General features: G+C 38.7%; 10 protein-coding genes. All 10 read right to left on the bottom strand.

Annotated features, from left to right (window positions below; all coding sequences use genetic code 11):
• Nucleotides 1–2,687: AAA family ATPase (locus tag F6K54_RS24010; protein WP_293082950.1), on the bottom strand; the 2,687-nt coding region annotated here is incomplete at its 3' end.
• Between the two features lie 32 nt (nt 2,688–2,719).
• The gene (locus F6K54_RS24005; RefSeq protein WP_293082947.1) at nt 2,720–4,012 is read right to left on the bottom strand and encodes an AAA family ATPase; all 1,293 of its coding nucleotides are present in this window, start codon (nt 4,010–4,012) and stop codon (nt 2,720–2,722) included.
• 330 nt (nt 4,013–4,342) lie between these two features.
• Nucleotides 4,343–5,665: a GTPase family protein gene (locus F6K54_RS24000; protein WP_293082944.1), complete on the bottom strand. Its 1,323-nt coding sequence runs from the start codon at nt 5,663–5,665 to the stop codon at nt 4,343–4,345.
• A 165-nt stretch (nt 5,666–5,830) separates the two neighbouring features.
• Nucleotides 5,831–6,766: a transposase gene (locus F6K54_RS23995; RefSeq protein WP_293082942.1), complete on the bottom strand. Its 936-nt coding sequence runs from the start codon at nt 6,764–6,766 to the stop codon at nt 5,831–5,833.
• A 755-nt stretch (nt 6,767–7,521) separates the two neighbouring features.
• Complete coding sequence (locus F6K54_RS23990) at nt 7,522–9,696, bottom strand: pentapeptide repeat-containing protein (RefSeq protein ID WP_293082939.1); 2,175 nt, start codon at nt 9,694–9,696, stop codon at nt 7,522–7,524.
• A 254-nt stretch (nt 9,697–9,950) separates the two neighbouring features.
• Nucleotides 9,951–10,337, bottom strand: a complete 387-nt coding sequence (locus tag F6K54_RS23985; protein WP_293082936.1) for a hypothetical protein — start codon at nt 10,335–10,337, stop codon at nt 9,951–9,953.
• On the bottom strand, nt 10,279–10,539 hold the full coding sequence (locus tag F6K54_RS23980; protein WP_293082933.1) for a hypothetical protein: 261 nt from the start codon (nt 10,537–10,539) through the stop codon (nt 10,279–10,281). Before F6K54_RS23980 ends, F6K54_RS23985 begins: the two co-directional genes overlap by 59 nt.
• A 25-nt stretch (nt 10,540–10,564) precedes the next feature.
• Entirely contained in the window at nt 10,565–10,978 is a 414-nt protein-coding gene (locus F6K54_RS23975; protein ID WP_375341999.1) for a GNAT family N-acetyltransferase, read from the bottom strand.
• 66 nt (nt 10,979–11,044) lie between these two features.
• On the bottom strand, nt 11,045–11,227 hold the full coding sequence (locus F6K54_RS23970) for a hypothetical protein (RefSeq protein WP_293082929.1): 183 nt from the start codon (nt 11,225–11,227) through the stop codon (nt 11,045–11,047).
• A gap of 291 nt (nt 11,228–11,518) precedes the next feature.
• The gene (locus F6K54_RS23965; protein ID WP_293082926.1) at nt 11,519–13,330 is read right to left on the bottom strand and encodes a sodium:solute symporter family protein; all 1,812 of its coding nucleotides are present in this window, start codon (nt 13,328–13,330) and stop codon (nt 11,519–11,521) included.
• Between the last annotated feature and the right edge of the window lie 2,716 nt (nt 13,331–16,046).

The raw sequence follows: 16,046 nt of genomic DNA, 5'->3' as shown, positions 1-16,046 counted from the left end.
TTTATCGGAAAAGTGATATGTTTTTTTACTGGTTCACCCTCATTTATTACTAGATAGGAGCTGTTTATTCTTTCTGATTTTTGGCGATCGCTCCGCTTGATGATGCTCAGTTTGATGAATTCCTGCTCCAATGGACTCAGTTCCTCTGGACGTTTCCGTAGCCAATCTTCTGCCTCCGCTAGCTGCACGCCTTGTAACAATGCCGTTTGATCTCGCCCCGTCTCTTGCCATTTAAGTATCCCTATTCGTAGTTGCTCTTGCCATACCCGAAATTCTCGGTCAGTTTCCATCCACTGTTTAAGTTGACCCCAGTTGCTAATCAGAGCCTCATGGATAACCTCGACACTTTCTTGCTCTTGTCCAGCGACAACAGATCGATTGGTCATTACTAACCGAGCATCAGCTAACTTTTGGACTAACTTCCAATCGCTTTCCTGGAATTCTTCTTTGGTTGCGACTCGTCGGGTGTCCTCATTTCCTATACCAGGACGCACCAACTGCAAAAAAATGCGACGGGCTTGTTCTTTTTTCTGTTCGCTGAGTCGATCGTACTTTTCATCGGCATAGCGGGTTAACGCCCCAGAGATTTCCCCAATCTCTTCATAAGCACTGTGAGTTAATTTGTACTGAGTGCGCTTTTGCCACAGTTCCGTGAGGGCAAATTCCAAGAGGGGTAAATTTCCCGGTTCTTGTTGTACATCCTTAATAATTCTCTCCACCAGTCCGTATTCAAAACTGACTCCTAAGTTTTGGGCTGGTTTTTCAATAACTTCTCTCAGTTCCTCTGAGTTCATTGGACTTAGCAGGAAATTACTTTTTCGCAAGATATCTGCTAAGGGTGGATAGGAAAGGGCATTTCCTAAAAAATCGGCTCGCAGGATAGTGACTAACACCGTTGATGAAGCGGATTTTTCCAAAAACTGAAAGGGTTTTAAGAGGGTATCAAGAAACTGGCGACGGGTTGGTTCATCGCTACAAAGGGTATAGAGTTCCTCAAACTGGTCTGCAATGACAAGTACCCGATAATTGGGGTAATTTTTTTTAATTTGGGCAAAAACATCTTTAAGCAAAAGGGAACCACTAGCAAAGGATTGAGTTAACTGTCTGGCTTGCATTATTTGTTGAGTAGCATCTAATTCTGCTCGAAGAAGTGGAATGAGTGCTTGTGCCAAAGCATAGAAAGGGTCAGTACCAGGACGGAAGTGAGTGAATACCCAGTTACCTCCTTGTAGGAGTTTCGGAACCAGTCCTGCTAAAACCACCGAAGATTTTCCGCTTCCTGATGCACCCGACAAAGCTATAAAATTACGGGTTTTAGTTGCAGCAAATAGTTTTTCTACAAATACCTCACGTCCAAAGAAGAACTCAGCATCACTTGGACTAAATGAAAACAAACCCCGATAAGGGCAAGGGAGATTTTCATCAACAGATTTATCGGCAGAGTCAACAGGTTCTAACTTGAAATCTTTACGCAAATCGAAGTAGTTGACGATTTTTGGAATTTGCGATTCCCATAATTCCCGTATTTCTTGTTTTAGAGGATGTCGCTTTAATAACCAACGGCGGACTAATTCGATTTTCACTGTGTATGCGGAGACTTTTTGGGGAGGTTCTGAAACTTTCAGTAAATCCAAGAAACCCCATTCCTTTAATCTTTCTCCTGCCTGAATCAACGATTTTGTCTGGATAACTCCATACTTTCTCAGCACCGTCAACGGGTCTTCCACAACAAATTCTGCTTTTCCAGTAGCTATTTGTTGAGCTTCTGCTACCGCTGAAAATACAATTCGTTCCGGGATAGGCAGTCCATCATAAAACCATGCTAATCCAGCTTCACTATTCTCCATCGCTTTACCGACAATACTTTCTACATCTTCACCAGTCACAAGCGATCGCCCTTCTTCTCTTGCTTTGAAAAAGAGTGCAAAACATATTACTTGGGTAAAATAAGGATGCCCTGCTGATAGCTCCAGAATCCCCTGAATTGCACCAGGCTCATATTCCAACACACCCTGAGCTGGTTCAGTAATCAGTCTCTCCGCATTTTGTTCTGGCAACAAACCAATTCTTTGATTAGGTGCTTCATGGAACAAACCCAGTAAATTCGGCATATCATCAAGCCGTCGTCCCACAACTGGAATGATAAAAAGCTTTTTTTGCTCATCAACAAGGGATTTTAAATAGGGAAATAAGTGAGTGTTGGCTGTATCTTGAGAGTGTTCGCCTAAAACATCAAATTCATCTAATAAAAGAACTAAATTTTTGCCATCTATTACTTCAAAGACTTGCCTTAAGAAAACTTCAGAAAAAAGCTCTTGTTCTTTCTGTAATTCCTTTTTAGATGGAATCCTAACCCCATCGACTTCCAGCTCAAATTCATCCTCCAAATATTCCAGAATTTCTGAGGCAATTTCATACAGAACATCACTAACTGATTTCCTGCTTTTGCCTTCCAGAGACAGGAAAACAAATAAAAACTGTTCTAGCTGAACAAAGTTATGAACTTGCAACAATACCGAGGACTTACCAATACGCCGCTGACCATGAAGTAAAATCACTTTGGCATTCTGCTTCAAATTATCCTTAATAAACAGAAAGAGGTCTTCTCGCCCGAAAAAAGATTCCGGTTCGTGAATTGGAACACCTATAATATAAGGATTGTCTTGTCCAGTAATTGAAGCAGTCATACCATCACTTCCTTCCTACTATCATTTGATTCTCAGGTGGGGTTGCCTAAAAACTTACCTATTATATTAACAAATGACTCGACTACCTCCCGATGCTGCCATGTCTGCTTAATTACTTTAGTAATTCCCTCTACCTGCTCGTGACTCATTAACCTGAGAAATACTTTCTTTCGCTTCTTGAGTTCTGCCTCATCACTATTTTCTATTTCCCTGAGTACCCACCATTCCATCATAGAAGAAGTAAATTCATAAACAGTTTTCCAGTCTTCTTCAATTTTCTTAATTATCCCCCGTTCCTCTAAGTCTATTAGCTCCCTTGCTTTCTGACTAAAAAAACTTTCAATACCTCTCAAAGCAAAACTTTTTTTACCCAAATTACCTTCTAAACGAGACAAAGCTATTAACATTAACAGGATTTGCTCCTCATCTGTGGAGAATTGCCAAATGTTCTGGAAAATTTGTTCCGTTCGACTTTGAAAGTCTTTAATAAATGTCTCAATATCAGTTATTTTTCCATCCTGAAGCCTTTCATATAGGAGATATCCTGCATTTTGAAGTAGTTTTGGATGTCCACCAGTAATTTTCAAGATTTCTTCTTGCAAGCTCTGTTTAATTCTAATGAAACGGGGAGAACTGGAGGTGAAAAACTCCTTCATAACTTCAGCCTTTGAGAAAGGTTTCATTAGTTGGAAAGTATAGTGGTTATACCAAGGTGAGCCGTCTAGAGAAAGTTTTGCTGCGAGTTCATTCAATCGCCTGAATGTAGTTACAATAGTGCGGAGATGCAGCCCTGCTTTTGGATCTACTGCCAGATTACGAAACTCGCTCAAAAACGTCATCATTTCAACTTCTGTATATTCGGTATTCGTCTTGAGAGCAGAATCATAATCATCAATTAGTAGCAGCAGGAATTTATCTTTATCCTGCTTGCCAATTTTCCTAAGTATCTGACGGATATCCGTTTTCTCAATAGTGTCTCCTTCCAAGACCTCATCAATAACAGTTTTTAATTCATCGTTATCCTCAACTTCTTCTTTCAACAAAGTTAAGACTTCCTGCCAAAAAGCATAGGGTGTGAAAGGATTGATATTAGTGCAGTTGAGATAAACAATAAATGACTTTGAGTAGTCTTGTCCTTGATCCTGCCAAATTTCAGGGTAAGTTAGAAGATAGAGAAGTGATGACTTCCCCATACCAGGGCTACCATAAAAAGCACCATGTGAATTCTTAGAAATTAGATCGAAAGCAAATCGAAGTTCAGATTTTCGCCCGATGAAATATTCTGGAGGTACAGGGCCAGCAGGGAAGAAAGGATTGTTTGGCATGATATCTACAGTTCTTGGTCTTTTAGGACATACTAAATTATATCAAGAAGGAAGAAGAAACTAAGGAAAGTAAATGAGTCTATAGATCTATGTCTTGTGACTCCTGATTTTTTTATCATACATTTTTGGTAACACAAGCATCCTGCTTGTTACAGGCTGGAAGCCTACAATTTTGGTTACAGGCTGGAAGCCTGTGTTACAATTTTGGTTACAGGCTGGAAGCCTTACAATTTTGGTTACAGGCTTACACTGGATATAAATTAATCTTCAACTGTACCTCACCATCCTCAAAAGTACCATAATTATCCATTATCAATTATCCATTATCCATTAATTTCTAAACCGTTCCTTCGCTGACTCAAATGCCTCCCGCATCACTCCCTGAATTTTCTCTGGATCTGGTTTTTTCCCTCCCATCAAATCTCCGAAATAAACACAAGCACTTTCACCTAACGCCCAAGTATATGCAGCGGCCCAAGAAGCTGCGATCGCGCTCCCGAACCCAGGCACAAATTTAATCAACTCCCTCCCTACTGCTTGAGCAACAAAACCGCCACCAATCACACTAACAACCCCTCCTGCTTGAGATGGCGATATTGTTTGCCCATACAAATTTCCTAATAAACCTACCATCGATACTTGCAGAGCTGTTAATACTGGCATTGTCGCAAAAGGTAGAGGTACTGCTGCTGCGGTTGCTGCCATAATAGTAAATGATAAAATGTAACGTCGCCCCACATCTCGATAAATATTGCCCAGTTGTTTGCTTGCTTGTTCGTCTAATAATTGATAAATTGTTCGTGCTTCTGCTTCTGGAAGTAATTCTGCCAAACTATCTCGAAATGCTTCTAAACCATAAAATACAGGATTGTAGTCATCCTCTTCTAAGGTAAAATCTATAAGTACAGAGCGATCGCTCAATTTCTCAAAATTTTCCTGAATAGCAGTAAAAGCACGGTTAATTTCTTCATATTCTGGAGGGTATTCGGGATGGTTATCAGTAGGGTTAGGATAAAGTTCATGGAGACAAGTTACTGCTAAAAGACAGGGAATATTTGGATATTCTTGTCGCAACTGTTCTGCTATCTGTCGTAATGTATCGGTAGCAAAATCATTGATTTTTACAGTCAAAATCAAAATTCTGGCGCGGTTGCTTTCCTGCTGTAACTCTCCAAGGAGTTCGTCAATAATAACTGGTGTTTCCTGTTTGACATCTCCCAACCCCACAGTATCAGTGAAAATCAATAAGGGCAAATCGTCGGAGGGATAAGCATAACGTTCGGTATGTTGGGTATGAGGGCGAAAACCTTGACCGACTATTTCTGGGGAAACCCCTGTTAAAGCACGCACGATGGAACTTTTACCTGCTTGGGGTTTTCCTATTAATAGTGCTTCAGTGGTGGGAAGTTCGGCGCGTACTTTTGTTAATATTTCGGCTATTTTGGCTTCATCAACGCTAAACCATTCTACTAATGTTTGTGCTGCCCGTTCTACGGGTAACAGTTTCATTACACGGTTGCTGGTATCATTCCAAGCTTCAGTAATACGATTTTTCCAAGAGTCTTTTTTTGATTCTGTTTTTACATCTTCAGTCGGTTGAGCGGACTGTTCAGAATTAGGTGTTGGGGAGTTAGTATCAGGTTGTTCAGTCATTGCAGTTTAGTTATGAGTTATTCAGTAGCTCCAGAAATAGGGAGGGGGAGACAAGAAAATCCGAAATTTCCTTAAAGTTAAGTAGCCAAGGGAATATGATTTCTTTGAAACTAAGAATTTAAGATACTTTCTGTTCCCTGTTCCCTACTCCCTACTCCCTACTCCCTATTTAAGATAAATTTGGCGTAATTGATCGATAGTTTCCACAGTTTTGAGAGAGGTCAGAATTGTTTCTAAAACTTGAATATTTTCAATAGTATTAATCTCTGAAAATATCTCTTTTCCTAGTTCGCCAAATTTCAATTCTAATCCGATTTCTATTCCAGAAAGTATTCCAGAAAGTATTCCTCTTTGTTCACCACGTTGTTCACCAATTTCAATTCCACGTTGTTCGCCACGTTGTTCACCACGTTGTTCACCAATTTCAATTCCCTCTTGTAAGATTTGTTGATACCAAGGAGATTGTTGTAATACTGCCATATCCCACCTCATTATTTGTTGTATTATTTCCGTTTTTAACACAAATGTAGCAAAAAATGCGAGTAAATTTTCTAATTCTAAGAGTTGTTCATCCTCTCGTAAAAGTTGCAATGCTTTTCTCACAGTTGCTTCTTTTCCTCCACCTTTCAGAATAGGAATAAAAGGAAGTAAGGAGGGAATTGGTTGTTGAAAAACTGCTTCTGCCTCTACTTCCCAGAGGTTAATAACTCGATAGTTTTGATACGCCCTCACATCGAGAAATTCTGATTTATAACTGTTGACTATTTCTGTCTTTGGACCTGGTTGGAGAATATTAACTAATACAGGATAAACGGGTTTTTTGTACTTTTCTTCTGCTAATGCAGCATAAGCATGCATCCGACGTGGCATTTCTGTGTCATACCTTAATTGGATTTCATTGAGAACCATAAATTCTCCATGTTCTGGGGTTGAAACACTCACTAAAACATCTCCTTCTCGACTTAACCATTGGAAGTCTGAAGAAGCTATTTCTTTGACGGTAACATTGGCAATTCCACTCACCCATTCTACCCAACGACTGGGGGAAATCCCAATTATACGTTTACTACTAATATCAACCTTTTTTGTCTTTTTTGTCATTGATGAAGTTGAGTGATTTCTGTATGTTTAACTATGATAACTGATAACTGAAATGACTGGGAGCAATTTCAATTATACGTTGAGGTACAGATATTAGATCCCCCCTAACCCCCCTTAAGAAGGGGGGAACTTCAAAGTCCCCCTTTTCAAGGGGGATTTAGGGGGATAGTAGGTGTACTTCATCGATGAGAGCAATTCCAATTATACGTTTACTACTAATATTTACTTTTTTTTTAGTCATTGTATAAAGTTATAGCAATTTTTTAATCTGTGAGGTACAGATATTAGATCCCCCCTAACCCCCCTTAAGAAGGGGGGAACTTCAAAGTCCCCCTTTTCAAGGGGGATTTAGGGGGATCGTAGGTGTACTTCATCGATGAGAGCAATTCCAATTATACGTTTACTACTAATATTTACTTTTTTTTTAGTCATTGTATAAAGTTATAGCAATTTTTTAATCTGTGAGGTACAAATATTAGATCCCCCCTAACCCCCCTTAAGAAGGGGGGAATTTCAAAGTCCCCCTTTTCAAGGGAGATTTAGGGGGATCGTAGCTGTACCTCATCAATTCGATAATTGCTATAAGTAATTTCTGTCTCTTGAAAATTATCATAATGAACTTTTTTATCTAAAATTGACGCACCTAAATAAGAAACCGAGTTTGTTAAGGAAATTTCGTGTTTTGAACAAATAATCAGAGAAATAAACCCAGTTTTCTCCTGACTCCTGACTCCTGACTCCTGACTCCTCAAACCCTATTTACTCTTTTGCCAATCTTCTAACGCTGCAATAACAAAGCTACTAGCAGGATGATTCAGAAATTGTTCAAAGGCAGCAACTCCACCTGCTTTTATGGCATTGAATATTCTTTCTGCCTTTGTTTGATTATTATCAATTTGTGTAATTACTTCTTCAGCAATTTTTATTTTGCCTGGCATTGTATCTGACGGGTAAGTTTTATCAAGTTGCTCTAATAATTCTTGAATATCTTTTGCTGCTTGTGCTAAATTTTGTTCTTGAGATTCGTTAATTGTATGAGCAATTTTTGAGTCTTTAATTTCTCCTTTACCAGCTAAACCATAAATTTCTCTTCCGCTACCAGCGAAACCATCAATTTTTTCTTTGTTGGCAACTGCTCCATGAATTTCTTGAGCATGAATGTGGTCTCCACTACTTTCTGACATAATTAAATCTCCTTGATTACTATTTTTTTCTATATTAACACTAGGGCGATTAACTGCTGCACTTAATACACCTTTATACCATTCAATATCTTTTTCTCTCTCTGCTAATACTGCTCGAAGTTGTTCTGCTGAAAGTGCTTTTAATTTGTTGTAAGTATCGAAATATTCTTTATCTAATACTGAATGGTTAGCTTCAGGTGTAGTGTCAGCTCTAATCAATAATTTGTCGTTATTTTCCCCTCGAACCTCCATAGAACGCATTTTTATTTCTGCTTCTGGATGGTCTTTTTGTAGTTTATCAAATGAATATGCAGCTATTCGGGGGTCTGCTGCTTGATTATGATAAAGGTCTAAGGTATTCACTAAAGGTTTGAGAAACTCTGCAAATTCTCCTTCTTCAAAATTTTTATCTTCATCGGCAGGTTTTCGGCGCACACGCTCATCCAAACTTTCTTCTGGTGGAAGTTTGAGAAAGTCTGGTCTCTTTTCTGGAGGCAGGCGCATATAAACATAATCGCATTTGATGCCGTCTAGTTTAGTGGTGGTAGTTATTCCCCAGTCCTCAAGAAAAGCTCCGGTTAAGGTTGCTCCTGTGAGGTTAGCTTGGTCTAAAAATGTTCCTACTAATTTGGCACGAGAAAGGTTTGCATCTTGGAGGTTTGCTGAGTTGAGATTCGCTTCTATGAAACTGGCATTAGTTAGGTTTGCTCCCTGGAGATTTATTCCTTGGAGATAGTTTGAGCGATCTAAATTGATGTTTTCACCTGCACCAGTTTTGACTAACTCTCTGACTTTGGCATCTTGTAGGTAAGTTTCACCTGGTCGTATGCGGTCTAGTTTGATGGTGTTTTTCCAACAAATACGGGTTATATTAGCCTCTCTAAAATCTGTACTTTTAAGAGTACCATTAGTAAAATCAGTGTCAGTTAAATTTGCATCTCTGAAAGAGGTTCCACCTGTTGCAGCAAAGGCAATAGCTACGCTACGAATTAGAGAGTATTTTTCATCTCCTTTCATTGCTTGATAAGCAACGTAACTACTTAAGAGTGTCTGAACGAAGGCTACGGCAAAGGCTCCAGCAAAAGCTCTGGCAAAGGCTCCGGTTACGATCTCGGCTAAAGCTACGGCTACCATAAAGGCTCCAGCTACGGCAAAAGCTACGGTTCCGACTACCGCCAAGGCTCCGGCTACGGCAAAAGCTATAACAAAAGCTACGGCTACAGCTAAGATTCCTGCTGCGACAAAAACTCCAGCAACGGCTCCGGTTCCGGTTAAGGCTCCGGCTCCGACTACCGCCAAGGCTCCGGCTATGGCTGCGGCTAAAGCTAATATTCCAGTTCCGACTACGGCTACGTCTTCTATTCTATAACATATAAATGTTATCCAGAGCATAATAATCACAATTAAGGAAACACAAGCAGCGACTTGATTTTTTATACTTGAATCAAATATTAGTAATTTAAAAATTAAACTGAATAGATTCAAAATAACTGATATAACAACTAAAACAAGAACACCAGCAAGCAAAACCATCACCCAACGTTTCTGTAACCCTGCCTTAGCTCCACAAAACTTAGCCCTCGTCAGATTTGCCCCACTAAAATCAGTACTCCGAATATCAGCAAAACTGAAATCTGCATCAGACAAATCTTTTCCCTTAAAAGACAAACCTCTAAGATTAGCTCTTTGGAAATTTCGTTCACCTTGTTGATATTGTTGCAATATGTCACGTTTACTCAGATTCATATTTTTTATCTATTAATCAGGATTTAGTAGTAGTAACGCACCGAAATATTTGGGATAGACGGTGCGTTACATTTCATCAGCGCACCCGACTGGACTGTTTCATCTTAAATGATGCATTAGAAAATGGGGTGATGGGGCGATCGTGGCAAGACACTGATTATGGCACGGATATACGGATTAAGAGTTAGTCTAGTAGGGACTGACACACCTTCAATGTTGCATTCCTGTCTAGCCCTGAGTTCGGTATTGTTAACTCACAACTGACAACAAAGCCACTGATAACTGAAATATCCATGCAAGACACGGATTATGGCACGGATACACGGATTAAGAGTTAGTCCAGTCGTAGACTGATACACCTTGCCACTGATAACTGAAATATCCATCCGTACATCCGTGGCCAAATCCCTGTCTAGCCCTGACTTCGGTATTGTTAACGCACAACTGAAATATCCATCCGTGCATCCGTGGCCAAATCCTTGTCTAGCCCTGAGTTTGGTATTGTTAACTAACAACCGACAACAAAGCCACTGATAACCGAAATATCCATGCAAGACACGGATTATGGCACGGATACACTGATTAAGAGTTAGTCCAGTCGTAGACTGATACACCTTGCCACTGATAACTGAAATATCCATCCGTACATCCGTGGCCAAATCCCTGTCTAGCCCTGAGTTCGGTATTATTAACCAACAACTGACAACAAAGCCACTGATAACCGAAATATCCATGCAAGACACGGATTATGGCACGGATACACGGATTAAGAGTTAGTCCAGTCGTAGACTGATACACCTTGCCACTGATAACTAAAATATCCATCCGTACATCCGTGGCCAAATCCCTGTCTAGCCCTGACTAAATTCTAAATTCTTAAAGATTTCACCATCAACATAGACTCAGACTGAAAACCTAACTTGTGGTAAAGATTAAGAGCGGGTTGGTTAGAGACAAAAACTTGCAAACCAATTTGCCGATCGCCCCTAGCTTTTGCCCAATTTTCTGCATGAGTAACTAAAGCTGAACCGATACCAAGTCGTCGATGGGGTGGGGAAACATACAACAGAAATATGTGAGTTACCCGATCGCCCTCTACCTGATCAATAGCATTCCCCAACCACAGACAACCTATTGGTGAAGTTGCAGGTTTATCTATCACCTCAACCCACCAAATAGGAGTTTGAGTTGACAAGTAGCGATCGACAGTTTTGGCAAGATGGCTAAAATTTTGCTCTGGGAAAAGTTCTTGATAAGTCCGATGCATAAATTTAACCAGCATTGCTCTGTCTATACCGGAACCCTTACGAAGTTGGTAATTTGAAATTAACTTGCTAACCACTGAACATTACCAGAATTGAACATTGGGTATGGATAGCATTGCTTCTTCTTGAGGATAACTTAATTCCTCTGTGGGAGCTGGTGCTGCCAGATCCCCTGGTAAAAAGATACGAGCGCTGACTGCTACCATAGCGAGTAAAAATATGATTACAACTATGAATGGAGCAATATATTGACGAAAGATTTGCATGGTTTTTGTATTAAATAGGGAGTAGGGAGTAGGGAGTAGGGAGTAGGGAGTAGGGGAAAAGAATTGATAATTTCTGTAAGAGGGAGTAGGCAGTAGGGGAAGAGAATTGATACAGCAGATTCCACTTTAATGAGGTACACCCGTCGCGGGCAAGATGCCCACACTTGCATTCATTTAATTGTTAATCTCTGTACTTCATATACCACCGAATCTGCTGTAATTTCTGTAAGAGGGATTAGGCAGTAGGCAGTATTCTCTCCTGACTCCTGACTCCTGACTCATGACTCCTGACTAGACAAAATCATCATCATCTAATCCTGGTCTTGGCATTGGCAAAATTTTTGATTTATTGAGCTGTCGCAACCAAACCCAACCGAGAACTCCAATAATTAGGAATATCCAGCCAATGTTTGGTTTGAGCAACAGAAAACCACCAGTTGCCAAGAGTGCCCCAAATAATAATAGTATAGATGCGAGTACCTTTTGTAAATCTTTTCCCAAATCCTGTGCTGGAGATAAACCTGTTTTCATCCTTTGCTGTTTCCAACCAGGGCCACCGGGAAGTGTTCGTCGATAAAATTCTTCTAAAGTTGCATCAGACTCTCGTGGGGTTAAAAACATTGCTGTTACCCAGAGTAATGTTACGGTGCCAGTAATAAACATAATTCGTAAACCAAAGTCTTCAATTTTCAAAGCAGGAACTAAACTTGTTGTCATCCCTACAAAGAAACTAGCGACAATAGCTGTTAATTCTGCTGCTGCATTTACCCGCCACCAAAACCAACGTAAAATTAATACTAATCCTGAACCTGTACCTATAGCTATTACTAATCTAAATACTGTGGCTACATCTGTTGCTAAAAATGCTGCAATTCCTCCTAAAATTGTTACTAATAGAGAGGAAAGTCGCCCCACTAAAACTAATTGTGGTTGAGTCGCATCGGGTTTAATAAATCTTCTATATAGATCGTTAGTAATAAAGGAAGCTCCCCAGTTAATTGAGGTAGAAACTGTACTCATAAATGCAGCGACTAAAGAGGCAACAACTATACCTAAAATTCCTGGGGAAAGAAATTCAATCATTAATTTGGGATAACCCAATTCTCGGTCTTCTAAATTAGGGTAAATTACAATGGATGCTAGAGCTACTAAAATCCAAGGCCAGGTTCTAATAACATAGTGCATAATATTAAATAACCAGGCTGCTTTTTCTGCTTCTGTTTCATCTTTAGCTGCGGCAAATCTTTGTACAAATTCTCCACCTCCATCACTTCGTCGCCAAGACCACCATTGAAGGGCAATATAAGCAAAAAATGTACTGGCAGTTATGCCTGCTGTTTTACTAAAACTAATCAAAGTATCGCCATTTTTACCAATAGTTAAAGGTGAAAGGGATAAAATATCTTTGTCTGGCATTACTTGAGGAACTTTTGTTATTAATTCTTGGATACCACCGACACTATTAACAGCAAAAAAAGCGACAATTATTGCACCAAATAATGCTAGGAAAAATTGGAAAAAGTCTGTGGCAACTACTCCCCATAAACCGGATAAACCAGCGTAAATTAAGACAAAAATACTTACACCAATAACGCTTAGTAATTTGAGATTATTTTCACTAGCATCAATGCCTAAATTTTGCCAAATTTCTAATGCTTCAACAACTTTAACCATCGCCAACATAGCATAACCAATGGCAATACAATTCATGGGAATAGCAAAGATAAAAGCTTTAACTCCCCGGAGAATAGCAGCCATATTTCCACCGTAACGAAGTTCAGTTAATTCCGCATCAGTAATTACTTCGGAACGTCGCCACATTCTGGCAAAAATATAGATCATTATTACATGAGAAATACCAAAAATCCACCATTCCCAATTACCAGCAATTCCTCGGTTAGCTACAACTCCAGTAATGTAGAGAGGAGTATCTATAGAGAAAGTTGTAGCTGCCATACTTGTGCCAGCTAACCACCAAGGAAGCGATCGCCCAGAAACAAAGAAGTCTGCTAAACTTTTTGAGCCTTTGCGAGAAAGATATAGTCCCATCCACATTGTTAAGATGAGGTATATTAAAACAATCAGCCAATCAATTAGTTGCATAAATTTGTGTTTAATTAGGAGTCTGTGTATGTGACTGTTTTTTAGCACATAGTTTCAAGCTTAAGAATATCATGGATTTTTCTATAGCAATATGATTTTAGTTGTGAGATATTGGAGACTTTTGTTTTAGGTATGGAGGGAATAGGGAATAGGGAATAGGGAATAGGGAATAGGGAAGAAGAAAAAAAACTAATACATAAGAATTAAGATAACTGCTATATTCTATACTTCAAATTAACACCTCAATTCTCACATCTGATTCCTGATTGCTATAGATCAATTTACTGTTTATAGAACCCATTTGATATCTATATAATTGTGGTAGTCAAGTCTTTTCACGCATCAATTTTGAGAAAAAATCATCTGAAGGAGTGTTGATTTTTTTGTACTATCTCTCCCCACGTCTTCTCTCTTCCCTCTTACCGAATTATTAATTATTAATTATTAACTAGACAGTGCAAAGTTCTTGGAATAACTATTGCTAGCTAAGGCTTTCAGCGATCTAAAGGTTAAAAACTTTTTATTCAGAGCTGTAAGTGCTGTAAGCCTTTGCCAGTAATACTTTCAGTCTTAAAAACAAATCGTTTTTTGGGATAACTTTGTACTCTCCAGTTATTAATTATTAATAATTAAACAATTCGCGCCTTGAAGTCTCTCCTTTTAAGGGGAAAAAAAAATAATATCTCCTGATATTCAATTCCGTAACGGTTAAAACCCGAGGTAATTATCAATTATCAATTATCCATTATCAATTAATGAACTCCTGTCTCCTTACTCAAGGCTAAAAAAACTTGATATTTATGAAGATACGGTTAGGGGTTCTATATTATTTAGATATAATTTTTGATGCAAAGTTAGCAAAGTATTAGGGTAAGCATTCAGCAGTCAGCTATCAGCTATCAGCTAAGGAAGAAGGAAGAAGGCAAAAATTGATTTAATAGCAAATACATAACTTCTAACTTCTCTGTTTGGTCAAGTTTTATCTTAAGAAAGGTGTTTATAAAGTATAGTTTTAAGAGCAGAGTTTTATTACTGAGAGCTGAAAGCTCATAGCTGAATGCTTACGTATTAGGATTTTTCTCTGTACAGCTTTTTAGTAAGTAGGTAAGTAAAATTAATTGTAGATTTAAGAATTTATAAAAATCAGATGAATGCTGAAGAAGTAACAATTTTTTTGATAATAAAAAAAATATTATCAAGTAAAAATCACATAATTCACAAAAAAAATCGATTTGTAACTAGGCTAGTACCTGCCATAGAGAAACTGTTAAAAAAATTGAGTAAAAAAACAAATATAATCAAGTTATTTACGGAATAATTAAGGTTTAAAGCCTCTCTTTTAAAGGATAAACAAGAAAATAATTTCTTTTTATTCAATCCTTTTCCTTTTAGGGAGAGGTAATTATCAAGGGTGCATCTCAATGCGTGAATAAAGCCAAAAAGTTATTGCTTTTAGGGAACAGGGAACAGGGAACAGGGAACAGGAAATATATAGGAAAAAAGTATTTTTGCTTGCTATGAGATGCACCCATTATCAATTATCCATTATCAATTATCCATTATTGAACAAGCGTTTTGGCATTCAATTAAGCGATAAAAATTATGCAATTAGGGTAAGCATTCAGTAGTCAGCTAGCCTCCTGTCGGAGGAACTGCGTTATCAGCTAGCCTCCTATGGTCGGAACTGCGTTATCAGCTTTATTACCTTTAAAGGAGAAAAAAGCAATTTTATCAAAGCTTCAGAGTACGAATATCTGGTTGAGAATGTAGTAGAAATTAAACCAATGCTTGCTTCATTCATTAAAAAGCTGTTTGCGCAGCATGACCTAGGAATAGCTGACCACTAATAGCTGAATGCTTACCAATTAGGACTACAATAAAACAGTTTAAACTAAGTATAAATACTATATTTAATCAATTAAATATTTGGAAAAATATGACTTCATTAGGTAATATGATATTTACAGAGAAATTGTGGTCTAAAACCTCCCCTTTTAAGCTATGCTTTATAAACATCTTTCTTAACATAAAAATTGACACGCATAGACAAGTTATGTTCAAGTCTTTAAAAGATTTTTGTCAGAGAAAAAGTGTACTAAAAAGTACATTTTTTTTGATAACTTAAGTAGTTTTTCCTATCTACTATGATTCTTTCTCCTTTCTCCCCTGCTCCCCTCCTGGGAGGCAGGGCTGTTTCATTCTCGATAGACACGGGGACGCGGAGACACACCAGACACGGGGATAGAGGCTTTTAAGCGGCGTTGGACCAAATATTCTCTCAGAGCTTAAAGACGCTTATTCGCTGAAAAATCGGCAAATTTTGGCAAATTTCACTGTTCCACTATTCCCATTACTCCCATTCTCCCGCGCATCCTTAGTTACAATACTTTAAAACAGCCCTGCCTCCTGGGAGGGGGAGGGGCGAGGGGTGGGTCCCCTGCTCCCCTGCTTCCCACAAGGTTTTCAGGAGTTCCTTATAAGGGATAGCCTTTTAAGGCAGGGCTGTTTCAAAGTCAAATAAATAATCGATATGATTGAGAATTGAGGGCAACATTACCGGAATTTGGGGAAAAGTTAGGAAAAACGGGGGATTTTTCGGGGTGGAGGTAGGGAAAAGCTCCCAAAGAATCTAGGTCTGATCAACGGAATTTCTGAAAAATCCATTTTTTCACCAAAATTATTGATCGATAAATTTGGGGAAAATCCAATGGTATTG

The sequence above is a fragment of the Okeania sp. SIO3B5 genome (assembly GCF_010692555.1).
Lineage (GTDB): Bacteria > Cyanobacteriota > Cyanobacteriia > Cyanobacteriales > Microcoleaceae > Okeania.
This window is presented reverse-complemented; position numbering and strand designations above follow the sequence as displayed.